This is a genomic window from Mesorhizobium sp. M1348 (genome assembly GCF_040317925.1).
GTDB lineage: Bacteria > Pseudomonadota > Alphaproteobacteria > Rhizobiales > Rhizobiaceae > Mesorhizobium.
Window position 1 is genome coordinate 1 of record NZ_JAMYLH010000047.1, and the last position, 22,085, is coordinate 22,085.

General features: G+C 61.9%; 19 protein-coding genes, 1 tRNA gene and 1 pseudogene. 19 read left to right on the forward strand and 2 right to left on the reverse strand.

The annotated features are described in order from the left end of the window. The 15 genes and pseudogenes from NKH13_RS33750 to NKH13_RS33820 all read left to right on the forward strand — a co-directional run. Positions 1-102 (forward strand): EF-Tu C-terminal domain-related protein (locus NKH13_RS33750; protein WP_152536282.1); only part of this gene is annotated, 102 nt, incomplete at its 5' end. Between the two features lie 159 nt (positions 103-261). After that, positions 262-1,947, forward strand: coding sequence for a COG3904 family protein (locus NKH13_RS33755; RefSeq protein ID WP_352722169.1), 1,686 nt, complete (start codon positions 262-264; stop codon positions 1,945-1,947). A gap of 122 nt (positions 1,948-2,069) precedes the next feature. Continuing rightward, positions 2,070-2,552 carry a group II truncated hemoglobin gene (locus tag NKH13_RS33760; RefSeq protein ID WP_352722171.1) on the forward strand — a complete coding sequence of 161 codons (483 nt, stop codon included), beginning with the start codon at positions 2,070-2,072 and terminating at the stop codon, positions 2,550-2,552. A gap of 120 nt (positions 2,553-2,672) precedes the next feature. Next, positions 2,673-3,077, forward strand: a complete 405-nt coding sequence (locus tag NKH13_RS33765) for a hypothetical protein (RefSeq protein WP_352722172.1) — start codon at positions 2,673-2,675, stop codon at positions 3,075-3,077. Between the two features lie 175 nt (positions 3,078-3,252). Then, positions 3,253-3,328 (forward strand) — tRNA-Trp (locus NKH13_RS33770). A gap of 363 nt (positions 3,329-3,691) precedes the next feature. Continuing rightward, positions 3,692-3,895 (forward strand): preprotein translocase subunit SecE, encoded by a 204-nt coding sequence (gene secE, locus NKH13_RS33775; protein WP_023680439.1) that lies wholly within the window; start codon positions 3,692-3,694, stop codon positions 3,893-3,895. A 27-nt stretch (positions 3,896-3,922) separates the two neighbouring features. Beyond that, positions 3,923-4,450: a transcription termination/antitermination protein NusG gene (nusG, locus tag NKH13_RS33780; RefSeq protein WP_006333333.1), complete on the forward strand. Its 528-nt coding sequence runs from the start codon at positions 3,923-3,925 to the stop codon at positions 4,448-4,450. 161 nt (positions 4,451-4,611) lie between these two features. Beyond that, positions 4,612-5,040 carry a 50S ribosomal protein L11 gene (gene rplK / locus NKH13_RS33785; RefSeq protein ID WP_023680440.1) on the forward strand — a complete coding sequence of 143 codons (429 nt, stop codon included), beginning with the start codon at positions 4,612-4,614 and terminating at the stop codon, positions 5,038-5,040. A 4-nt stretch (positions 5,041-5,044) separates the two neighbouring features. Then, positions 5,045-5,743 (forward strand): 50S ribosomal protein L1, encoded by a 699-nt coding sequence (rplA, locus tag NKH13_RS33790; protein ID WP_352917161.1) that lies wholly within the window; start codon positions 5,045-5,047, stop codon positions 5,741-5,743. A gap of 392 nt (positions 5,744-6,135) precedes the next feature. Continuing rightward, positions 6,136-6,654, forward strand: a complete 519-nt coding sequence (rplJ, locus tag NKH13_RS33795; RefSeq protein ID WP_352722174.1) for a 50S ribosomal protein L10 — start codon at positions 6,136-6,138, stop codon at positions 6,652-6,654. Positions 6,655-6,708: 54 nt separating this feature from the next. Next, positions 6,709-7,086: a 50S ribosomal protein L7/L12 gene (gene rplL, locus NKH13_RS33800; protein ID WP_023680442.1), complete on the forward strand. Its 378-nt coding sequence runs from the start codon at positions 6,709-6,711 to the stop codon at positions 7,084-7,086. 283 nt (positions 7,087-7,369) lie between these two features. Then, complete coding sequence (gene rpoB, locus NKH13_RS33805; protein ID WP_292662592.1) at positions 7,370-11,506, forward strand: DNA-directed RNA polymerase subunit beta; 4,137 nt, start codon at positions 7,370-7,372, stop codon at positions 11,504-11,506. 139 nt (positions 11,507-11,645) lie between these two features. Beyond that, positions 11,646-15,842 (forward strand): annotated as a pseudogene (gene rpoC / locus NKH13_RS33810) (DNA-directed RNA polymerase subunit beta'). 87 nt (positions 15,843-15,929) lie between these two features. Beyond that, a complete protein-coding gene (locus NKH13_RS33815) occupies positions 15,930-16,595 on the forward strand; it encodes an O-methyltransferase (protein WP_352722008.1) in 666 nt (221 codons plus the stop codon). A 38-nt stretch (positions 16,596-16,633) separates the two neighbouring features. Beyond that, entirely contained in the window at positions 16,634-17,005 is a 372-nt protein-coding gene (locus tag NKH13_RS33820; protein WP_352722009.1) for a hypothetical protein, read from the forward strand. Between the two features lie 36 nt (positions 17,006-17,041). On the opposite strand, the gene NKH13_RS33825 is transcribed toward NKH13_RS33820, so the two are convergent. Then, positions 17,042-17,971 (reverse strand): Gfo/Idh/MocA family protein, encoded by a 930-nt coding sequence (locus NKH13_RS33825; protein WP_352722010.1) that lies wholly within the window; start codon positions 17,969-17,971, stop codon positions 17,042-17,044. Between the two features lie 124 nt (positions 17,972-18,095). Beyond that, positions 18,096-18,377: a transcriptional regulator gene (locus tag NKH13_RS33830; RefSeq protein WP_254817147.1), complete on the reverse strand. Its 282-nt coding sequence runs from the start codon at positions 18,375-18,377 to the stop codon at positions 18,096-18,098. Positions 18,378-18,839: 462 nt separating this feature from the next. On the opposite strand from NKH13_RS33830, the gene rpsL reads away from it, so the two are divergent. The 4 genes from rpsL to NKH13_RS33850 form a co-directional block, all read left to right on the forward strand. Then, the gene (gene rpsL, locus NKH13_RS33835; RefSeq protein WP_006333356.1) at positions 18,840-19,211 is read left to right on the forward strand and encodes a 30S ribosomal protein S12; all 372 of its coding nucleotides are present in this window, start codon (positions 18,840-18,842) and stop codon (positions 19,209-19,211) included. A gap of 85 nt (positions 19,212-19,296) precedes the next feature. Continuing rightward, a complete protein-coding gene (gene rpsG, locus NKH13_RS33840) occupies positions 19,297-19,767 on the forward strand; it encodes a 30S ribosomal protein S7 (RefSeq protein WP_008875664.1) in 471 nt (156 codons plus the stop codon). A gap of 30 nt (positions 19,768-19,797) precedes the next feature. Beyond that, positions 19,798-21,888 carry an elongation factor G gene (gene fusA / locus NKH13_RS33845; protein WP_254817148.1) on the forward strand — a complete coding sequence of 697 codons (2,091 nt, stop codon included), beginning with the start codon at positions 19,798-19,800 and terminating at the stop codon, positions 21,886-21,888. Positions 21,889-21,955: 67 nt separating this feature from the next. After that, a partial coding sequence (locus NKH13_RS33850) for a GTP-binding protein (protein WP_245513479.1) occupies positions 21,956-22,085 on the forward strand: 130 nt, incomplete at its 3' end.

The following is a 22,085-nucleotide window of genomic DNA, read 5'->3' on the forward strand; positions in this document are numbered from 1 at the left end:
GAGCTGATCGTGCCGATCGCCATGGAAGAGAAGCTGCGCTTCGCCATCCGTGAAGGCGGCCGCACCGTCGGTGCCGGCATCGTCGTCACCATCAAAGAGTAATCGCCGGCGCTGCCGGTTGAGATCGGATGCAAAGGGGCGGTCTTCGGGCCGCCCTTTTCGATTCTGATATTCTGGCAATGGATTAACCGCATTGCTTCAAATCCTGTTGCAAGCGCCTCAGCCATAACTAGTATAGGTTGCATCGAGGGGGCTGCCCGAATGGTTCCATGGCGCCGTTTGCATAGTCAGGCATGGTGGTCGCTAGGGCTGATCTGCCTGGTGTCGTTGCTTGTCATGGGCCACGCTGCCTTCGCAGCGAATGCAAAGAAATCCACGTCGGAAAAATCCACGCCGGATCTCGGCCCGACGATGCGGTTCGTCGTCGTCCGCAGCAGCGCGCCGGGCTGCGAGCCGACCTGCCCGGAATGGATATCGGCGGAAGGCTCGATAGAAGCCGGCACGCCGGCCCTGTTCAAACGCACGCTGAAGGCGCTTGGCGGCCGAAAGCTGCCGATCGTCGTCGATTCCCCCGGCGGCAATGTCGAAGCGGCGCTGACACTTGGTCGCCTGATCCGCAAGAACAAGCTCGATATCGCCGTCGGCAAAACCCGCTTCGTCGGCTGTCTGCCAGATGTGAAGAACTGCAAGGAGAACGACGGCAAGGGCGCCCGTTATTTCGGCAATGCCTATGCCAACGGCGCCATCTGCAATTCCGCCTGTCCATTGATGTTTTCCGGTGGCATCCGGCGCGTGGTCGGGGAACGGGCCTTTCTCGGCGTCCATCAGATCACCACGACCTATATCCGGACGAAATTGCTGTACCGCACCACCTACCGCATGGTGAAAGGCAAGAAGAAGATACTCAGCACCAGGGTCGTCAGCCGGAAGAACGCCGGCAGCTACAAGACCTACGAGATGAATAAGCCGCTGGAGCGGAAGCTGGCGGCCTATCTGAAGGAGATGGGCGTCGGCCTGGGCGTGCTCGAGACCATGAAAAGCACGCCGGCCAGCAGCATCCAGCAACTGGTTCCCTACGACATGCTGCAAATGAATCTCGTCACCAGCCTGGATGCCGTCGACTTGCTGATCGCGCCAACGCTATGCAGATCCGATCCGTTGCCGTCGAGTTGCAGGGAAGTGCCGGCGCCGGCGAATATTGCGAAGCCGGCCGGCCAAGTGGTGGCGAGCGCCGAGCCTGCACCTTTAGGGCTCGAAACCCCGCCGGCGAAGGAGGTCGCTGACATGCGCTTCGTCCTCGTCCGCGGCAGCAACCCGCTGTGCAATCCCAACTGCCCGGAATGGATCTCGGCCGAAGGCGCAATTACCGCTGACACGCCCGAAAAATTGCGCCAACTGCTTGATAGCGTCGGCGACCGGCGCCTGCCCATCGTCATCAACTCGCCGGGTGGCGACGTGCTCGGTGCTTTGGCGGCCGGAAGGCTGATCCGCGAACGCAAGCTCGACGTCGCCGTGGCGCGGACGGATTTCATTGGCTGCGAGCCGCGGCAGGCCGACTGCACGGCCGAAGACGGCGTCTACAACGGGCTCACGGTCGATGCCGGCGGCGGTTGCGGCTCGGCCTGTCCGATCATGCTCGCCGGCGGTGTCAAACGCCTGGTCGGCCCGCGTGCGCAATTGAGCGTGCATTCGGTAGGGCAGGAGCAAAAGGTCAAGGCCTATCTCGAGGACATGGCCATCGGCCCCGGTCTGTTTACCGCAATTCAGCTGTATTCAGTCGAACGGCAGCTCGAACTCGACAGGATGCTGAAATACGGGCTGACAACCGGGCATCAATCGGCAGACGAATTGACAGGCCCCGGCATCTGCAGATCGGAGCCACGGCCGGAGAACTGCCGCGAAGCCTCGGGCGCCAAGGCTCAGGCCAGCACGCCCGTGAAATCATAGGCCGGTAAAATCGTAAGACAGGCATGATAGCCGCGGCCGACTGGCCATCGAGGCAGGTTGAGTGGCGCTCGATATTTCCGCTATCGTCCAGCGCGGTTGAAGACCAGCGGGAGGGATCGCGAATGAGCCAGGATGTCCCAACATTGTTCGAATGGGCCGGCGGCACCGAAGCGCTGAACCGTCTGACCCAGACCTTCTACGACAACGTCTCCCGGGACCCCATCGTCGGGCCGGTGTTCAAACATATGTCGCCGGATCATCCCGCTCACGTCGCGGCCTTCATCGGCGAAGTTTTTGGTGGACCGAAAACCTACAGCGAAAAGCACGGCGGCCATCGCGAGATGGTGATGCATCATCTCGGCAAGCATCTGACCGAGGAGCAGCGCCAGCGCTGGATCAATCTTCTCGCCGACGCCGCCGACGAGATCGGGTTGCCTGACGATCCTGAATTCCGCTCGGCCTTCATGGCCTATGTCGAATGGGGATCGCGGCTGGCCAAGATGAACTCCAACAAGGGCCCGACCTGCGACCCCGAGACGGAACCAATGCCGGCCTGGGGTTGGGGGGTGCCGGGCGGCCCCTACAAGCCGCCTTCGGGAAACTGACCGGGCGCGAATCGGTCGAAAACCCAGGAAAACGGGTGGCTATGCAGGCTTCGGTCCTCCAGGCTACGGCTTGAGGCCGTCGTCGACTGGCAGCGCCGCCTTGAAAACCGGAGGTTTGCGATGGGATCGGAAAGCAAAGAAAATTCTGACGGCAACCGCGGAACCCGAAACCCGTTCGGCGTCATGGATGTCCCCACTCCCAACGACGAGGAGGTGTCGGCGTTCGCCGCCGGCGTGAAACTGGAGGGAACTGCAAGCGATGAAAATGCCGCAGCCTGGGGCACCGAAAGCGACAGCGACCGCAACGACACCATCGAAGGCAGCTGGTCCAGCCGATGGAACGGCGGTGCCGACCCCACGATTCCAGGCGATAGCAAGGATAAATGGAAGTCTGGCCGGGGCGAGGTGAGGCGGCGGGAGAGAGAGTTTACCTGCTGTTCGATTGGCATGGTGGCGTGCGCAAGGGGCTCATCGATGCGCGGCGCGAGGGTGCTAAAGGGTTGGTGGGAAAATATATCAATCTGACCGACCCACGAATAACGCGTCCCTGGGTCGGCTTGATCGTCAGCAATCGACGGATCGACGGGAAATGGCCGGGAGGACGCCTGGACTTTCGAAGATGAAGGCCGGGCAGCGCACGTCGCTCTTTACAGAGCGCGCGGAAGCTTTTAGGAAGCGCCTGCTGCGCCGACATGCGCATACGGGCATAGCTCAGTTGGTAGAGCGGCGGTCTCCAAAACCGCAGGTCGTAGGTTCGAGCCCTGCTGCCCGTGCCATTCTTTGAATGGATGCCTAAAACGATTCTTTTGCAGTGCAGCCTTTGAAAATCGGCTTGTGACTTGCCATATAGCATAAGTCGCGGCATAAGGGCCGCATAGCCGGGACGGGACGACTGGATGGTTCCGAGGCGGCGTTTGGCCATAAAGCGGACACTTGCCACTTGCGTGGATCAAGAATCGGTTTTATGTAGACGAAACAGACACGCGACGCGTGGAGCTGGGAAGCCGGCTTTACGCGTCTGATTTGCATGGGCGAAATGATTGCGCTGATTCGGCGCGAACGCACGCTCAAGCGGCACGTCCCGGCCAGCGGGATCATCCAGGAGACCCGGCCAACGGGTCTTGCAGACAGAGCGGCATATGGCTTCGAAAACCACAAATCCCTTCACCTTTCTCCAGCAGGTTCGCGCGGAGACCGCCAAGGTCACTTGGCCGTCGCGGCGCGAAACGATGATCTCGACGGTGATGGTCCTTGTGTTCGCGGTCATCGCGATGATCTTTTTCTTTACCGCAGACGTGGCCATGGGCTTTGCGGTCGAAAAAATCCTCGGCCTCGGACAGTAAGTCCGGCGATTACGGAGAAGTCTTGAAATGACCGCGCGGTGGTACATCGTCCACGCCTACTCGAACTTTGAAAAGAAGGTCGCCGAGGACATCGAGAACAAGGCCAAGCAGAAGGGCCTGTCCGCCGACATCGAGCAGATCGTGGTGCCGACCGAGAAGGTCGTCGAGATCCGCCGCGGCCGCAAGGTCGATGCCGAGCGCAAGTTCTTTCCGGGCTATGTGCTGCTGAAGGCCAATCTGACCGACGCCGTGTTCTCGCTCGTCAAGAACACGCCGAAGGTCACCGGTTTCCTGGGCGACTCCAAGCCGGTGCCGATCACCGAAGCCGAGGCCCAGCGTATCCTGAACCAGGTTCAGGAAGGCGTCGAGCGGCCGAAGCCGTCGGTGACGTTCGAGATCGGCGAAGCGATCCGCGTTTCGGATGGACCATTCGCGTCCTTCAACGGTTTCGTCCAGGAAGTGGACGAGGAGCGGGCGCGGCTCAAGGTGGAAGTTTCGATCTTCGGGCGCGCTGTGCCAGTCGATCTGGAATTCGGACAGGTCGAGAAGGGCTGATCCGAAATCCCTGCACCGGTTTCGGCGGCAGGGAAGGCGGCGCGGAGATCGCGCGGCCAAAAAATGGGTGGGAGGCGAATGCGGCTTTAGCCGGCCGCGCGGACCGCACCACCAGACTGCAACCGCCGGCAAGACCGGCATGAGAAAAGGCAGGAAGAGAGATGGCTAAGAAGATTGCAGGCCAGCTCAAGCTCCAGGTTTCCGCGGGATCGGCCACGCCGTCGCCCCCGATCGGCCCGGCGCTTGGTCAGCGTGGCATCAACATCATGGAGTTCTGCAAGGCGTTCAACGCGCAGACCCAGGAAATGGAAAAGGGCTCGCCGGTTCCGGTCGTCATCACCTACTACCAGGACAAGTCGTTCACCTTCGTCATGAAGACGCCGCCGGTGAGCTACTTCCTGAAGAAGGCCGCGAACCTGAAGTCGGGCTCGAAGGAGCCGGGCAAGGTCAAGGCCGGCACGATCGGCCGCGACAAGGTGCGCGCCATCGCCGAGCAGAAGATGAAGGATCTGAACGCAAACGACGTCGAGGCGGCCATGCGCATGGTCGAGGGCTCCGCCCGCTCGATGGGTCTGGAAGTGGTGGGCTGAGATCATGGCAAAGATGGCAAAGCGTGTATCGAAGACCCGCGAAGGCATCGATCCCAACAAGGCTTACGCTTTGGGTGAGGCGCTGAAGCTGCTCAAGGATCGCTCCTCGGTGAAGTTCGACGAGACGATCGAAGTCGCGATGAACCTGGGCGTCGACCCCCGCCATGCCGACCAGATGGTCCGCGGCGTGGTCAACCTGCCGAACGGCACCGGCCGCAGCGTTCGCGTCGCCGTCTTCGCGCGTGGTGACAAGGCCGAGGAGGCCAAGGCCGCCGGCGCCGACATCGTCGGAGCCGAGGATCTGGTCGACATCGTCCAGAAGGGCACGATCGACTTCGACCGCTGCATCGCCACGCCGGACATGATGCCGCTGGTCGGCCGTCTCGGCAAGGTGCTCGGTCCGCGCGGCATGATGCCGAACCCGAAGGTCGGCACCGTCACCACCGACGTTACCGCCGCCGTCAAGGCATCGAAGGGCGGCGCCGTCGAGTTCCGCGTCGAGAAGGCCGGCATCGTTCATGCCGGCGTTGGCAAGGTCTCGTTCGACGTCAAGGCTCTGGAAGAAAACGTCCGCGCCTTCGCTGATGCGGTGACCAGGGCAAAGCCGGCTGGTGCCAAGGGCAACTACGTCAAGAAGGTGTCGGTCACCTCGACGATGGGCCCGGGCCTCAAGCTCGACGTCTCGACGCTCGCAGCGTCCTGATACGAACAATTGGATCGGCCGCTAAAACGCTGATCCGTGAAAGAATTCCGGGCCTCCGACATGTCGGCGGCCCGGTGCCGGAAGTCGAAAGGCTTCCGGACATCCTGTCCGAGATTGCAGGCGGCCCCCAAGCCTTAGGTGATGTGGGCCTTAATTCATGTGGGCCTGCATGAGACGGGTGAAGACCGGACAAAGGAGCCACAAGCTCCAATGAAAGGTTCGAACCGTGTTTGCCTTTTGTCTGCGCACCGTCCGGCTTGCCGGCAGGTGTGGCGAAAGGGGGCAGGATCCTCGAGCGTCGTTCGGGAGATCCGTTACTGGATGGCCCGGCCGGCAAAAGGCAACCCGACGCCTGTCCTTCGTAGAGGGCAGGGGTCAACTGGAGATAGGCAGTGGACAGAGCGGAAAAACGCGAACTCGTCACGGGCCTGAATGATGCGTTTTCAAGCGCTGGTTCAGTCGTCGTGGCCCACTACGCCGGTATCACCGTCGCGCAACTGAACGACCTTCGGTCGAAAATGCGCGCCGCCGGTGGCACCGTCAAAGTCGCGAAGAACCGTCTCGCCAAAATCGCTCTTCAGGGCACGGACTCCGCATCGATCATCGAGCTGTTCAAGGGACAGACGCTGATCGCCTATTCGGAGGATCCGATTGCGGCGCCGAAGGTCGCGTCCGATTTCGCCAAGGGAAATGACAAGCTCGTCATTCTCGGCGGCGCAATGGGCACCACCTCGCTCAATGCCGACGGTGTGAAGGCACTCGCCACACTTCCGTCGCTCGATGAGCTGCGCGCCAGACTGGTTGGCATGATCGCCACGCCGGCAACCCGGATCGCCCAGATCGTCAATGCGCCTGCGGCTTCGGTCGCGCGCGTCATCGGCGCTTACGCCCGGAAGGACGAGGCGGCATGAGGCCGTTCCTCGCTATCACAAACACACGTTCGAACCTTATGAAGGAACATTGCAATGGCTGATCTGGCAAAGATCGTAGACGACCTTTCGAAGCTGACCGTCCTCGAGGCGGCCGAGCTGTCGAAACTTCTTGAAGAAAAGTGGGGCGTTTCCGCCGCTGCTCCGGTGGCGGTTGCCGCTGCCGGCGGTGCTGCGGCTGCTGCTGCTCCGGTCGAGGAAAAGACGGAATTCGACGTCGTCCTCACCGAGGCAGGCGCTCAGAAGATCAACGTCATCAAGGAAGTTCGCGCCATCACCGGTCTTGGCCTCAAGGAAGCCAAGGACCTGGTCGAGGCGGCTCCGAAGCCGGTCAAGGAAGCCGTTTCCAAGGCCGACGCGGACAAGTTCAAGGCCCAGCTGGAAGCAGCCGGCGCCAAGGTTGAACTGAAGTAAGCGTTGAGTCCCGGCGGCGGGCGGCGCGCCGCCCGCCACTCCTTTCGCGTCGAAGGGAGGCTGCGTAACGCGAAGAGTGCGAAAACCTCTTTCCTGAGGGCCGCAAACCGGCCTTCAGGAAACGGGTTTTCTCCCGTTTCTGGCCCACCGCCAATTGGCGGCGGGTGAAGAGACAAGAAGCCGCCGACAGGCGGCGGGCAACAAGACAGGGCCACCAAGGTGGCCCCAGATGCAAGGCGAGCCGCGGCGAGGTTCGTCCCGAGAATTGAGCTAAGGAGCGACGATGGCCCAGACCCAGACTTTCAATGGCCGCAGACGCGTACGCAAGTTTTTCGGAAAGATCCCGGAAGTTGCGGAGATGCCGAACCTGATCGAGGTTCAGAAGGCATCCTATGACCAGTTCCTGATGGTGGAGGAGCCCAAGGGTGGGCGTCCTGACGAGGGGCTGCAGGCAGTTTTCAAGTCGGTCTTCCCGATTTCAGATTTTTCCGGCTCCTCGATGCTGGAATTCGTGAAATATGAGTTCGAGGGACCGAAATTCGACGTTGACGAATGCCGTCAGCGCGACCTGACCTATGCGGCGCCGCTCAAGGTGACGCTGCGCCTCATCGTGTTCGATATCGACGAGGATACCGGCGCGAAGTCGATCAAGGACATCAAGGAGCAGGACGTCTACATGGGCGACATGCCGCTCATGACGTTGAACGGCACCTTCATCGTCAACGGCACCGAGCGCGTCATCGTCTCGCAGATGCACCGTTCGCCAGGCGTCTTCTTCGACCATGACAAGGGCAAGTCGCACTCGTCCGGCAAGCTTCTGTTTGCCGCGCGGGTCATTCCCTATCGCGGTTCGTGGCTCGACATCGAGTTCGATAGCAAGGACGTCGTGCATGCCCGCATCGATCGCCGCCGCAAGATTCCGGTGACGTCGCTGCTGATGGCGCTCGGCATGGACGGCGAAGAGATCCTGTCGACCTTCTACAACAAGATCATCTACAAGCGCGCCGGCGACCACTGGCGCATCCCGTTCAACGTCGAGCGTTTCCGCGGCCTCAAGGCCGTTGGTGACCTGGTCGATGCCGACACCGGCGAAGTCGTCGTCGAGGCCGGCAAGAAGATCACCGCCCGCCAGGCCAGGGCGCTTGGCGAGAAGGGTCTCAAGGCGATCAAGGCGACCGACGAGGATCTGCTCGGCAACTATCTTGCCGAGGATATCGTCAACTACGCGACCGGCGAGATCTTCCTCGAAGCCGGCGACGAGATCGACGAAAAGACGCTGAAAGTGCTGCTCGGCACCGGCGAGGACGAGATCAAGGTCCTCGACATCGACCACGTCAATGTCGGCGCGTATATCCGCAACACGCTCAACGTCGACAAGAACGAGAGCCGCCAGGACGCATTGTTCGATATCTACCGCGTGATGCGCCCCGGCGAGCCGCCGACGCTCGAAACCGCCGAAGCCATGTTCAACTCGCTGTTCTTCGACAGCGAGCGCTATGATCTGTCGGCCGTCGGCCGCGTCAAGATGAACATGCGCCTCGAGCTCAAGGCCGAGGATACCGTGCGTGTGCTGCGCAAGGACGACATCCTGGCCGTGGTCAAGACGCTGGTCGAACTGCGCGACGGCAAGGGCGAAATCGACGATATCGACAATCTCGGCAATCGCCGCGTGCGCTCGGTTGGCGAGCTGATGGAGAACCAATACCGCGTCGGCCTGCTGCGTATGGAGCGCGCGATCAAGGAACGCATGTCCTCGATCGAGATCGACACGGTGATGCCGCAGGACCTGATCAACGCCAAGCCGGCAGCCGCCGCCGTGCGCGAGTTCTTCGGTTCCTCGCAGCTGTCGCAGTTCATGGATCAGACCAACCCGTTGTCGGAGATCACCCACAAGCGCCGTCTTTCGGCGCTTGGACCGGGCGGTCTGACCCGCGAGCGTGCCGGTTTCGAAGTGCGCGACGTGCACCCGACGCATTACGGCCGCATCTGCCCGATCGAGACGCCGGAAGGCCCGAATATCGGCCTGATCAACTCGCTTGCGACCTTCGCGCGCGTCAACAAATACGGCTTCATCGAGAGCCCGTACCGCAAGATCGTCAACGGCAAGCTGACCAATGAGGTCGTTTACCTCTCGGCAATGGAAGAGGCCAAGCACCACGTCGCGCAGGCCAATGCCGAGCTCGACAAGAATGGTCATTTCGTCGACGAATTCGTCATTTGCCGTAACGCCGGCGAAGTGATGATGGCGCCGCGCGAAAACGTCGATCTGATGGACGTGTCGCCGAAGCAGATGGTGTCGGTGGCCGCGGCCCTGATCCCGTTCCTCGAGAACGACGACGCCAACCGTGCGCTGATGGGCTCGAACATGCAGCGTCAGGCCGTGCCGCTGGTGCGCGCCGAAGCGCCGTTCGTCGGCACCGGCATGGAGCCGATCGTCGCCCGTGACTCGGGCGCCGCCATCGGCGCCCGCCGCGGCGGCATCGTCGACCAGGTGGACGCGACGCGTATCGTCATCCGCGCCACGGAAGATCTCGATCCCGGCAAGTCCGGCGTCGACATCTACCGGCTGATGAAGTTCCAGCGTTCGAACCAGAACACCTGCATCAACCAGCGTCCGCTGGTGCGCATGGGCGACCGGGTCAACAAGGGCGACATCATTGCCGACGGCCCGTCGACCGAGCTCGGCGATCTGGCCCTCGGCCGCAACGTGCTGGTCGCGTTCATGCCGTGGAACGGCTACAACTACGAGGATTCCATCCTCTTGTCCGAGCGCATCGTCGCCGACGACGTCTTCACCTCGATCCACATCGAGGAGTTCGAAGTCATGGCCCGCGACACCAAGCTCGGCCCGGAGGAGATCACGCGCGACATCCCGAACGTCTCGGAAGAAGCGCTGAAGAACCTCGATGAGGCCGGCATCGTCTACATCGGTGCGGAAGTGCAGCCGGGCGACATCCTGGTCGGCAAGATCACGCCGAAGGGCGAAAGCCCGATGACGCCGGAAGAAAAGCTGCTGCGCGCCATCTTCGGTGAAAAGGCCTCGGACGTGCGCGACACCTCGATGCGCATGCCTCCGGGAACCTTCGGCACCGTCGTCGAAGTGCGTGTCTTCAACCGCCACGGCGTCGAGAAGGACGAGCGCGCCATGGCGATCGAGCGTGAGGAGATCGAACGCCTCGCCAAGGACCGCGACGACGAGCAGGCGATCCTGGACCGCAACGTCTATTCGCGTCTTTCCGACGTTCTCGTCGGCAAGGAAGCGATTGCCGGGCCGAAGGGCTTCAAGAAGGGCTCGAAGCTGTCGAAGGACACGCTCGACGAGTATCCGCGTTCGCAGTGGTGGCAGTTTGCCGTGGAGAACGAAAAGCTCCAGAGCGAACTGGAAGCCCTGCGTGGCCAGTACGACGATTCCAAGAAGGCGCTCGAGCAGCGCTTCATGGACAAGGTCGAGAAGGTGCAGCGCGGCGACGAAATGCCTCCGGGCGTCATGAAGATGGTCAAGGTCTTCGTGGCCGTGAAGCGCAAGATGCAGCCCGGCGACAAGATGGCCGGCCGGCACGGCAACAAGGGTGTCGTGTCGCGGATCGTTCCGGTCGAGGACATGCCTTTCCTCGAGGACGGCACGCATGCCGATATCGTGCTCAACCCGCTGGGTGTGCCGTCGCGCATGAATGTCGGCCAGATCCTGGAAACGCATCTGGGCTGGGCCTGCGCCGGAATGGGCAGGAAGATCGGCGATCTGATCGACGCGTACAAGACGGCGGGCGACATCAAGCCGCTGCGCAAGACGCTCGAGAGCTTCATGCCGGCCAACGACCGCAACGAGCCGGTCCGCGAATACGACGACGAGAGCATCGTTCGCCTCAGCGAGCAGATGCGCCGCGGCGTCTCAATCGCGACACCGGTGTTCGACGGCGCGCACGAGGCCGACATCAACATCATGCTGGAGCAGGCGGGCCTGCATACCAGCGGTCAGTCGCAGCTCTATGACGGACGCACCGGCGAACCGTTCGATCGCAAAGTGACGATGGGCTACATATATATGCTCAAGCTTCACCACCTTGTGGACGACAAGATCCACGCGCGTTCGATCGGTCCGTACTCGCTCGTTACCCAGCAGCCGCTGGGCGGCAAGGCGCAGTTCGGTGGCCAGCGCTTCGGCGAGATGGAGGTCTGGGCGCTCGAAGCGTACGGCGCCGCCTACACGCTGCAGGAGATGCTGACGGTGAAGTCGGACGACGTCGCCGGCCGCACCAAGGTCTACGAGGCGATCGTCAGAGGCGACGACACCTTCGAGGCCGGCATCCCCGAGAGCTTCAACGTTCTCGTCAAGGAAATGCGGTCTCTCGGCCTCAATGTCGAGCTGGAGAACACCAAGCTCGACGACAACCCGATCCGGCTGCCCGACGCGGCCGAATAAGCAAGACGCTCGGTCGCGGGAGAGGGCTCTCGCGACCGGGGCGCACCCAAATTCTTCGGCCGATGGCCGATCAAGTCGGCGGGCGTTTGGCCCGCGCTAGATGCAAGGGGTTTTCGAGGACCCCGAAAAGGAGAACGGCATGAACCAAGAGGTCATGAATCTCTTCAACCCCCAGGCGCCCGCGCAGGTGTTCGATTCCATCCGGATCTCGCTTGCCAGCCCTGAGAAGATTCTGTCCTGGTCGTTCGGCGAGATCAAGAAGCCGGAGACCATCAACTACCGCACCTTCAAGCCGGAGCGTGACGGCCTGTTCTGCGCGCGCATTTTTGGTCCGATCAAGGACTATGAGTGCCTGTGCGGCAAGTACAAGCGCATGAAGTACAAGGGCGTCATCTGCGAGAAGTGCGGCGTCGAAGTCACGCTGTCGCGCGTCCGCCGCGAGCGCATGGGCCATATCGAGCTGGCAGCACCGGTCGCCCACATCTGGTTCCTGAAGTCGCTGCCGTCGCGCATCGGCACGCTGCTCGACATGACGCTGAAGGACATCGAGCGGGTTCTCTACTTCGAGAACTACATCGTCACCGAACCCGGCCTCACCGCGCTGAAGGAGCACCAGCTGCTCAGCGAGGAAGAGTACATGATGGCCGTCGACGAGTATGGCGAGGATTCGTTCACCGCCATGATCGGCGCCGAGGCGATCCACGACCTTCTGGCCGGCATGGACCTCGAGAAGATCGCCGGCGATTTGCGTTCGGAGCTGGCTTCGACCACCTCCGAGCTCTAGCAGAAGAAGTACCTGAAGCGGCTCAAGGTCGTCGAGAACTTCATGGAATCCGGCAACCGTCCGGAATGGATGATCATGAAGGTGGTTCCGGTGATCCCGCCGGACCTGCGTCCGCTTGTCCCGCTGGACGGCGGCCGTTTCGCCACGTCGGATCTGAACGACCTCTATCGCCGCGTCATCAACCGTAACAACCGCTTGAAGCGGCTGATCGAGCTGCGCGCGCCCGGCATCATCGTGCGTAATGAAAAGCGCATGCTGCAGGAAGCCGTCGATGCGCTGTTCGACAACGGCCGTCGCGGCCGCGTCATCACCGGCGCCAACAAGCGTCCGCTGAAGTCGCTGTCCGACATGCTGAAGGGCAAGCAGGGCCGGTTCCGTCAGAACCTGCTCGGCAAGCGCGTCGACTATTCCGGCCGCTCGGTCATCGTCACCGGTCCGGAGCTCAAGCTGCACCAGTGCGGCCTGCCGAAGAAGATGGCGCTCGAACTGTTCAAGCCCTTCATCTACGCCCGTCTCGACGCCAAGGGCTACTCCTCGACCGTCAAGCAGGCGAAGAAGCTGGTCGAGAAGGAGCGTCCGGAGGTCTGGGATATCCTCGACGAGGTCATCCGCGAGCATCCGGTGCTTTTGAACCGCGCACCGACGCTGCACCGCCTCGGTATCCAGGCGTTCGAGCCGATCCTGATCGAAGGCAAGGCGATCCAGCTTCACCCGCTGGTCTGCACGGCCTTCAACGCCGACTTCGACGGCGACCAGATGGCGGTCCACGTGCCGCTGTCGCTGGAAGCGCAGCTCGAAGCCCGCGTGCTGATGATGTCGACCAACAACATCCTGCACCCGGCTTCCGGCGCGCCGATCATCGTGCCGTCGCAGGACATGGTTCTCGGTCTCTACTATCTCTCGATCGTCAACCAGAACGAGCCGGGCGAGGGCATGGTGTTTGCCGACATGGGCGAGCTCCAGCACGCGCTGGAGACCAAGGCGGTGACGCTGCACGCCAAGATCAAGGGACGCTTCCGCACGGTCGACGCCGACGGCAAGGTCGTGTCGAAGATCTACGACACCACGCCTGGCCGCATGATTATTGGCGAGCTTCTGCCGAAGAACCACAACGTGCCCTACGAGACCGCCAACCAGGAGATGACCAAGAAGAACATCTCCAAGATGATTGACACCGTCTACCGCCATTGCGGTCAGAAGGAGACGGTCATTTTCTGCGATCGCATCATGGCTCTCGGCTTCAGCCACGCCTGCCGTGCCGGCATTTCGTTCGGCAAGGACGACATGCTGATCCCGGACGCCAAGATCAAGCTGGTGTCCGACACCGAGGCTTTGGCCAAGGAGTACGAGCAGCAGTACAATGACGGCCTGATCACGCAGGGCGAGAAGTACAACAAGGTCGTCGACGCCTGGGCTAAGTGCTCGGAAAAGGTCGCCGACGAAATGATGGCCCGCATCAAGGCGGTCGAGTTCGAGGACAACGGCCGTCAGAAGCCGATGAACTCGATCTACATGATGTCGCACTCCGGTGCGCGCGGCTCGCCCACCCAGATGCGCCAGCTCGCCGGCATGCGCGGCCTGATGGCCAAGCCTAGCGGTGAAATCATCGAGACGCCGATCATCTCGAACTTCAAGGAAGGCCTCACCGTGCTCGAGTACTTCAACTCGACCCACGGCGCCCGCAAGGGTCTGGCCGACACCGCCTTGAAGACGGCGAACTCGGGTTACCTGACGCGTCGTCTCGTCGACGTGGCGCAGGACTGCATCGTCAACTCACTCGACTGCGGCACCGACAAGGGCCTCACCATGCAGCCGATCGTCGATGCCGGTCAGGTCGTCGCCTCGGTTGGCCAGCGCGTTCTCGGCCGCACCTCGCTCGACGACATCACCCACCCGGTCACCGGCGAGGTTCTGGTCAAGGCCGGAACGCTGATGGACGAGCGTGACGTGGAACAGATCGAAAAGGCCGGCGTGCAGTCGGTCCGCATCCGTTCGGCGCTGACCTGCGAGGTCAGGGTCGGCGTCTGCGCGGTCTGCTACGGACGCGATCTGGCCCGCGGCACGCCCGTCAACCAGGGCGAGGCTGTCGGCGTCATCGCGGCGCAGTCGATCGGCGAGCCGGGCACCCAGCTCACCATGCGTACCTTCCACATGGGCGGCACGGCGCAGGTGGTGGATTCCTCGTTCCTTGAAGCCTCGTACGAGGGCAAGGTCGAGATCCGCAACCGCAACGTGGTGCGCAACTCCGACGGCCAGCTGATGGTCATGGGCCGCAACATGGCGGTGCTGATCCTCGACGAAGCCGGCAAGGAACGCGCCACGCACCGCGTCACCTACGGTTCGCGCATCTTCGTCGACGATGGCGACAAGGTGAAGCGCGGCCAGCGTATCGCCGAGTGGGATCCTTATACCCGCCCGATCCTCACCGAAATCGAGGGCAGGGTGGCATTCGAGGATCTGGTCGATGGCATTTCCGTTCAGGAAACCGCCGACGAATCGACCGGCATCACCAAGCGCGAGGTCATCGACTGGCGTTCGACGCCACGCGGCAACGACCTCAAGCCGGCGATCGTCGTCCAGGATGCCAAGGGCAAGGTCGGCAAGCTGTCGAAGGGCGGCGACGCCCGCTTCCTGCTCTCGGTCGAGGCCATTCTTTCGGTCGAGCCGGGCGCACAGGTTCGCCCCGGCGACGTGCTGGCGCGTATTCCGATGGAAAGCGCCAAGACCAAGGACATCACCGGCGGTCTGCCGCGTGTGGCCGAACTGTTCGAGGCACGCCGTCCGAAGGATCACGCTATCATCGCCGAGATCGATGGCACGATCCGCTTCGGCCGCGACTACAAGAACAAGCGCCGTATCATCATCGAGCCGCATGACTCGACGCTTGAGCCGGTCGAATACCTGATCCCGAAGGGCAAGCCGTTCCATCTCCAGGACGGCGACGTCATCGAGAAGGGCGACTATATCCTCGACGGCAATCCGGCGCCGCACGACATCCTGGCGATCAAGGGCGTGGAGGCGCTTGCCTCCTACCTCGTCAACGAAATCCAGGAGGTCTACCGCCTGCAGGGCGTGTCGATCAACGACAAGCACATCGAGGTGATCGTTCGCCAGATGCTGCAGAAGGTCGAGATCACCACGCAGGGCGATTCGACCTACATTCCGGGCGACCACGTCGACGTGATCGAGCTGGAAGAGGTCAATGAGCGCCTGGTCGAGGAAGGCAAGAAGCCGGCCGAAGGCCAGCCGGTGCTGCTTGGCATCACCAAAGCCTCGCTGCAGACGCCGTCCTTCATCTCGGCCGCCTCCTTCCAGGAGACGACGAGGGTGCTGACCGAAGCTGCGGTTGCCGGCAAGACCGACATGCTGCAGGGGCTGAAGGAAAACGTCATCGTCGGCCGGCTGATCCCGGCCGGTACCGGCGGTACGATGAGCCAGATCCGGCGCATCGCCACCTCGCGCGACGAGTTGATCATCGACGAGCGCCGCAAGGCGTCCGGCGTCGAGGTCGCCGAGCCGATGCTGACCGACATGGCTTCCGCCGCACAGTAAGCGCGCAAGAAAGATGAAGATAGAAAAGGGGCCCAAGTGGCCCCTTTTCGCATTTTGGCTCTCCCAATCGGATCGGAGAAGAAAACGATGAGCAGGAAGACCTGGGCTTCTGTCGACGACTATATTGTCGAGGCTCTTTTCGAGGCGGATGCTGCCCTCGATGCCGTTCTGGCGGCCAACCATGATCAGGGCCTGCCGCCGATCGACGTTTCGCCGGCACAGGGCAAGCTGCTGTCACTTCTTGCGCGAATGCAGGGAGCGAAGAAGGTACTCGAAATCGGCACGTTGGGCGGCTACTCGACAATCTGGATGGCGCGAGCGTTGCCCGTGGACGGCAAGGTCGTGACGCTCGAGCTTGATCCGCACCACGCCAGCGTCGCGCGGTCGAATTTTGAACGTGCAGGGGTGTCGGACCGGGTGGAACTGCGGGTCGGACCGGCGCTTCAATCGCTTGAGGCGTTAGGCGCCGAGAATGCCGGGCCGTTCGACTTCATCTTCATCGACGCCGACAAGCCGAACAACCCGCACTATCTGTCCTGGGCGATGCGTCTTTCGAGGCCGGGGACCGTCATCGTCTGCGACAATGTCATCCGTGACGGCGCGGTGGTGAATGAAGATGGCCGCGACGCCAATGTCGAAGGGGCACGCGCGGCGTTCTCGTTCATCGGCAGCGACAAGCGTCTGGAAGGCACCGCGATCCAGACTGTTGGCGCCAAGGGCTATGACGGCTTTGCAATAGCGATCGTCGACTGAAGCTGCTACCGGCGGCGGGCTTTTGAAGGAATGGTCAATTGAACGAGGCAACCATCTGGGAATTGATCAACGCTGGCCGAGATCGCATGAGCTTTGGGCAGCGAAGACTTTGGGAGCTGATCAAGATCGATCCAGAAGAATGGCTGCATCACTCTCCTGCTGGGAGTGATCATCGCATCTGGGTCGTAGGTTTGATCGGCCGGAGCGTGATTTCGTACAATGACATTGAAGGCGGGTTCGACCGTTCAAATTTCATGCGATATGGAGAAATCACCGAGCTTGGCTGGGGGCAGGCCGATCTCGAGGTGGTGGTTCAAGATGTCATGAGCGAACTTGAACAAGGACACCGGACGGCTCCCGTTGCTTCTGCGCCTCGTCCGGGAGAATTCCCGGACCGCAAGCCAAGATGATCCGGAACTTTCAAGGTCGCCCTACCGGCGTCAGTGTCAATCGAAAAACGCATCGACCATATTGCGCTTGCCCAACATGAAGGCATCGGCGACGTGCTGCAGTGGCGCGAGGTCGACGTCGGAGGTGCCGGCGCGCACGATCTCGGCGAATCGCTTGTAGAGCATCGGGTACTCTGCTTCCGGCTCCTCGTGAACGACGCGGCCATCGACAGCCAGCTTTGAGCCGCCGCCAGAAAGTACCATCGATCCGGCCTCGGTATCGGCCAGAATGTCCCAGCTTTGCGGGCCGGTCTGGCGCCAGTCGAGTTCCATCGTCACCGGCAGACCGTTCAAAGTGCGGAAGGCGATATGGGCGGCGATCGGGGCTGCGCGGTTTTCGGGGAAATCGAGCACTGCCGAACTGATGAACATCGGCGGCAGGATGTGGGTGGCGATCGACAGCGCGTTGATGCCGGGATCGAACACGCCAAAGCCGCCGGGAGCCCAGATCCATTCCTGATTCGGATGCCAGCGGCGCACGTCTTCCTTCCAGTTGATGGCGACCGACCTGATCGTGGTCGAGCCGAGGAATGTACGCGCAGCTTCGACAGCCGGCGCATAGCGTGAATGCCAGCTGGCGAACAGGCAGACGCCGTTCGCTGCCGCCAGCGCCTTCAGGTCTTCGACCTCGCTGACCGTGGCGCCGGGCGGCTTTTCCAGGAAGACATGCTTTTTCGCCACCAGCGCCGTGCGTGCGGCGTCATAGCGAAACTGCGGCGGCATGCACAGCGACACCGCCTCGAGCTCCGGCATCGCGTCGAGCATCGCTTCGATCGTCGGAAAATTCGGGATGTCTTCGACTTTGCCGTGGCGGCTCGCTGCGGCGACCAGGCGATAATCCTGGTCCTTCGCCAAGGCCGGCAGGTGCTGGTCGCGGACGATCTTCCCCACACCGACGATGCCGAGCTTGATGGGATTAGAGGACATGGGAGCTCCGCAGGTTGAGTGTGCTTGGTTTTGCCAGAGGTCGCTTCTTAGCAGAGAACTTGTGCCGGGCAAGTCGCCGGGCTTTTGTCGCCGGCTCGTGAGATCGACCGCGATTCAGATCTCTTCAGATAGGCACATCGAACGTTACGATCGACACTTCGCCCTCGAGCGCGCCCTGATATGCGGACAGATGCGGCTCCTCGTCGGGCACGCCGTCCAGGTCGCCGATCTGATCGAGCTCGGCCTCGGCATAACCTTCCGCGGCAAGCGATTCGAGAGCGCGGCGCACCGCCGAATCGTCGTCCGGCGCGACCAGCATCACATGCACGCCTTCCGGCTTGCCGCCTTTGCGCTTCCACACCCGGCCGGTAATAATGGTGACCGGGCGCTCCTCATTGTCATTCACGGGTTCGTACCTCCGGGCGAGGGGGTTTTGGCTATTCATGCCGCCTTTTCGCACGAAGTACGGCCCGGAAACAGCCGCAAGCCGGTCACATTCTGCCTTCCTCTTGAAAAACGCCGCAAGAAAATTACATGCGTTTTTCGCATGGCTGCCAAGCCTCGGGTTCAGCGCAATATTTGCCGCTCCGGGGTTGACGGACGGTGACCATACGAGTAGAAGCCGCCCAGTCAGAACCGATGTGAGGCTCTTGCTTCCGAAGCGACACGCTTTGGAGTTTGCCTCAAACAGGGTTCGTTTTACGAGCGAAAAGACATTTCCGGCGTGCATGAAGCGGCTTCCGCTTCCTCTGCCATTTGTTCGGGCAAGACCGCGAGGCGCGGTTTGTGGCCCGAATTTGCGTATGGAAATGACGCTTTGAGCGGCCCTGACCGGGCAAGACACGGAATTGAGAGACAAGAGGGTTTAATGCCTACCGTCAACCAGCTGATCCGCAAACCGCGCATTGCGCCGGTGAAGCGCAACAAGGTCCCGGCCATGCAGCAGAACCCGCAGAAGCGGGGCGTCTGCACGCGCGTCTACACCACGACGCCGAAGAAGCCGAACTCGGCGCTGCGCAAGGTGGCCAAGATCCGCCTGACCAATGGTTTTGAAGTGATCGGTTACATCCCCGGCGAAGGCCACAACCTTCAGGAGCACTCGGTGGTGATGATCCGCGGCGGTCGCGTCAAGGATCTTCCGGGCGTCCGTTACCACATCATCCGCGGCGTGCTCGACACGCAAGGCGTGAAGAACCGCAAGCAGCGCCGTTCGAAATACGGCGCCAAGCGTCCGAAGTGACCGAAGCGTAGCCGAGGTCGTTCCGGGCGGCGTCAAGCGACGATCCGGGATCCAGGCCACCGCGTAGAATTGAGGCAGAGAAAAAATGTCCCGTCGTCACAGTGCAGAAAAGCGTGAGATCAATCCGGACCCGAAGTTCGGCGATCTGATCGTCACCAAGTTCATGAACGCCGTCATGTATGACGGCAAGAAGTCGGTTGCCGAGACCATCGTCTACGGCGCGCTCGACCAGGTCCAGTCCAAGACCAAGCAGGAGCCGGTCACCGTCTTCCATCAGGCGCTCGACAATGTAGCGCCGCATGTGGAAGTGCGTTCGCGCCGCGTCGGCGGCGCCACCTACCAGGTTCCGGTCGACGTGCGCCCCGAGCGCCGTCAGGCATTGGCCATCCGCTGGCTGATAGCCGCCGCCCGCAACCGCAACGAGACCACCATGGTCGACCGCCTCTCCGGCGAGCTGATGGACGCGGCCAACAACCGCGGCACCGCCGTCAAGAAGCGTGAAGACACCCACAAGATGGCAGAAGCCAACCGCGCTTTCGCGCACTACCGCTGGTAAAGCGCGAACGAGACTGAAGAGGCACCTCCCATGGCCCGCGAATATAAAATCGAAGACTACCGCAATTTCGGTATCATGGCGCATATCGACGCCGGCAAGACGACGACCACCGAGCGCGTCCTCTATTACACGGGCAAGTCGCACAAGATCGGCGAAGTCCACGACGGCGCTGCGACCATGGATTGGATGGAGCAGGAGCAGGAGCGCGGCATCACCATCACGTCGGCCGCCACCACGACCTTCTGGAAGGGTCGCGACGGCAAGATGTATCGCTTCAACATCATCGACACCCCCGGCCACGTCGACTTCACCATCGAGGTCGAGCGTTCGCTGCGCGTGCTCGACGGCGCCATCGCGCTGCTCGATGCCAATGCCGGTGTCGAGCCGCAGACGGAGACCGTCTGGCGCCAGGCCGACAAGTATCGCGTGCCGCGCATGATCTTCTGCAACAAGATGGACAAGATCGGCGCCGACTTTTACCGCTCGGTCGAGATGATCGGTTCGCGCCTCGGTGCGCATGCCGTCGTCATGCAGCTGCCGATCGGCGCCGAGACCGAGTTCAAGGGTGTCGTCGACCTCGTCGAGATGAACGCGCTGGTCTGGCGCGACGAGACGCTGGGCGCAGCCTGGGACATCGTCGAGATCCCTGCCGACCTCAAGGCCCGTGCCGAAGAATACCGCGAGAAGATGATCGAGGCCGCCGTCGAAATGGACGAGACGGCGCTCGAGAATTACCTCGAAGGCAAGATGCCGAGCAACGACGAGATCCGTGCGCTCATCCGCAAGGGCACGATCGCGGTGAAGTTCTATCCGATGTTCTGCGGCTCGGCCTTCAAGAACAAGGGCGTGCAGCCGCTGCTCGACGCCGTCGTCGAATATCTGCCGTCGCCGGCCGATGTCCCGGCCATCAAGGGCGTCGACGCCAAGACCGACGCCGAGATCGAGCGTCATGCCGACGACAACGAGCCGCTGTCGATGCTTGCCTTCAAGATCATGAACGACCCGTTCGTCGGTTCGCTCACCTTTGCCCGCATCTATTCGGGCAAGCTCACCAAGGGCATCTCGGTCGACAACACCGTGAAGGGCAAGAAAGAGCGCATCGGCCGCATGTTGCAGATGCATGCTAATTCGCGCGCCGACGTCGAAGAGGCTTTTGCCGGCGACATCGTCGCCCTCGCTGGTCTCAAGGACACCACCACCGGCGACACGCTCAGTGATCCGCTGCATCCGGTCATCCTCGAGCGCATGGAATTCCCCGATCCGGTTATCCAGATCGCCATCGAGCCGAAGACCAAGAACGACCAGGAAAAGATGGGCCTCGCCCTTCACCGCCTGGCCGCCGAGGATCCGTCCTTCCGCGTCAAGACCGACGAGGAAAGCGGCCAGACGATCATCTCCGGCATGGGCGAACTTCACCTCGACATCATCGTCGACCGCATGCGCCGCGAGTTCAAGGTCGAGGCCAATGTCGGCGCGCCGCAGGTGGCCTATCGCGAGACGATCACCCGCAAGCACGAGCAGGACTACACGCACAAGAAGCAGACCGGCGGTACCGGCCAGTTCGCCCGCGTCAAGATCCTGTTCGAGCCGAATCCGGAAAGCAGCGAATTCGAGTTCGAAACCAAGATCGTCGGCGGCGCTGTGCCGAAGGAATACATCCCCGGCGTCGAAAAGGGCATCAACAGCGTCATGACCTCGGGCCCGTTCGCCGGCTTCCCGATGATCGGCGTCAAGGCGACGCTGATCGATGGCGCCTACCACGACGTGGACTCGTCGGTTCTGGCCTTCGAAATCGCCGGCCGCGCCTGCTTCCGTGAAGCAGCCCCCAAGCTTGGCGTGCAGTTGCTCGAGCCGATCATGAAGGTCGAAGTGGTGACGCCGGAAGATTACGTCGGCAGCGTTATCGGCGACCTGAACGGCCGTCGCGGCCAGATCCAGGGCCAGGAAGCCCGTGGCGTCGCGGTGGTGATCAACGCGATGGTGCCGCTCGCCAACATGTTCAAATACGTGGACAACCTTCGCTCGATGAGCCAGGGCCGCGCGGCCTACACGATGCAGTTCGACCATTACGAACCGGTCCCGACCGCGGTCGCCCAGGAAGTCCAGAAGAAATACGCGTAACTCGAAACGAGTTGCACCAGTAACTTAATTCAAGGCCCGCACGGGCTGGCAGGAATGGAGAGATCACATGGCAAAAGGTAAATTCGAGCGCACAAAGCCTCATGTGAACATTGGCACGATTGGTCACGTCGACCATGGCAAGACGTCGCTGACGGCGGCGATCACCAAGTATTTTGGCGAATACAAGCGCTACGACC

Bases quoted from the DNA above. Each gene is read 5' to 3' on its own strand.
- NKH13_RS33755 (WP_352722169.1), top strand. From the start codon at position 262: ATGGTTCCATGGCGCCGTTTGCATAGTCAGGCATGGTGGTCGCTAGGG.
- NKH13_RS33825 (WP_352722010.1), bottom strand. From the start codon at position 17,971: ATGTCCTCTAATCCCATCAAGCTCGGCATCGTCGGTGTGGGGAAGATC.
- NKH13_RS33760 (WP_352722171.1), top strand. From the start codon at position 2,070: ATGAGCCAGGATGTCCCAACATTGTTCGAATGGGCCGGCGGCACCGAA.
- NKH13_RS33765 (WP_352722172.1), top strand. From the start codon at position 2,673: ATGGGATCGGAAAGCAAAGAAAATTCTGACGGCAACCGCGGAACCCGA.
- rplA (WP_352917161.1), top strand. From the start codon at position 5,045: ATGGCAAAGATGGCAAAGCGTGTATCGAAGACCCGCGAAGGCATCGAT.
- NKH13_RS33815 (WP_352722008.1), top strand. From the start codon at position 15,930: ATGAGCAGGAAGACCTGGGCTTCTGTCGACGACTATATTGTCGAGGCT.
- nusG (WP_006333333.1), top strand. From the start codon at position 3,923: ATGACCGCGCGGTGGTACATCGTCCACGCCTACTCGAACTTTGAAAAG.
- rpsL (WP_006333356.1), top strand. From the start codon at position 18,840: ATGCCTACCGTCAACCAGCTGATCCGCAAACCGCGCATTGCGCCGGTG.
- fusA (WP_254817148.1), top strand. From the start codon at position 19,798: ATGGCCCGCGAATATAAAATCGAAGACTACCGCAATTTCGGTATCATG.
- rpsG (WP_008875664.1), top strand. From the start codon at position 19,297: ATGTCCCGTCGTCACAGTGCAGAAAAGCGTGAGATCAATCCGGACCCG.
- rpoB (WP_292662592.1), top strand. From the start codon at position 7,370: ATGGCCCAGACCCAGACTTTCAATGGCCGCAGACGCGTACGCAAGTTT.
- rplK (WP_023680440.1), top strand. From the start codon at position 4,612: ATGGCTAAGAAGATTGCAGGCCAGCTCAAGCTCCAGGTTTCCGCGGGA.
- secE (WP_023680439.1), top strand. From the start codon at position 3,692: ATGGCTTCGAAAACCACAAATCCCTTCACCTTTCTCCAGCAGGTTCGC.
- rplL (WP_023680442.1), top strand. From the start codon at position 6,709: ATGGCTGATCTGGCAAAGATCGTAGACGACCTTTCGAAGCTGACCGTC.